Raw genomic sequence first — 1,078 nt, 5'->3', positions numbered from 1 at the left:
TCAGATGTCAAAGACCTATTAACAGATGGACAAATCAAATTAAACAAAGATGCATATGCACACTCATATGAATTAGACGGTAAATACACAGGAGTAAAAGACCTAGAATTAACAGCAGGAGCATTCGTACAACACGTACACTATGCAAATGCAGAATTAGGAGACTATGTTGCTAATCCATTTGAATACCTATATGCTCAAAGCTTAATTTCAAGTGATAAAGACTTCTTTAAACACCATGCTGAAGAATTAGAAAAAGAAAAGAAGAAATTCGAAAAAGCTCAAGAAACTATAAAGAAAGCAACTAAAGATGAAAAAGAAGCATATCAAAAGAATGTGGATCTTTATAATAAATTAGTAGCAGCTTATGATAAAAAATTATCAGATGATGTAACAAATGCTAAAAATGATTATGATGGTGTAGCAGAAACAAATAAAGATAAAGCTAAAAAAGCATATGATGCTCAAAAGGAAATCAATAAGATAACAGACGAAATTAAAGAATTGACAAATTTAAAACAACAATACGAAGATCTTTATACAGATGCTAAGGTAAAAGCTGATGCTAAAGATGAAGAAATTAAAAAAGCTGAAGTTAAAGCTTTAAATGAAAAAATAACTGCTAAACAAAAATTAATAAATGCTACTGTTGGAAGCGAAAGTGAACTAGTTAAAACTGTAAAAGCTGATACTACTAATAAAGGTAAAGCATATGCAGATGCTGAAAATAAACAAGCTAAATTTAACAGAGACAAGAAAGAAAGCGATAAATATGCACTTGTTTTAGGTATGCAAAATGTAATTGCTGGTAAGAAATTTAATAAAGGAGCAGATGACACTTATACTGTAGCAGATAATGGTGCTGTAGATGCAACTAAAGTATTCAATGATAGTTTTGGTTCAGACTATGGTCAAGCTTTACAAGGTGTAAATTCACTTAATGATTTCTCATTCAGAGAAAAAGAATATAAACTTGAACTTGAAAGATACAAAGATTTAAAAGCTAAATTAGACCTAGTTAACTTTGGATTCAAATTAGGAGCTAAATATACTGGTGTTAAGAACTTAACATTAACTG

General features: G+C 29.7%; 1 protein-coding gene. It reads left to right on the top strand.

Annotated elements, in window-relative coordinates:
- On the top strand, nucleotides 1–1,078 hold a 1,078-nt coding region (locus IMK15_RS06315; RefSeq protein WP_192942287.1), incomplete at both ends, for a hypothetical protein.

This window comes from Sneathia sp. DSM 16631 (assembly GCF_014892235.1).
Lineage (GTDB): Bacteria > Fusobacteriota > Fusobacteriia > Fusobacteriales > Leptotrichiaceae > Sneathia > Sneathia vaginalis.
The sequence above is the reverse complement of the archived record's forward strand: the minus strand, read 5'-3'. Positions and strand labels throughout refer to the sequence as shown.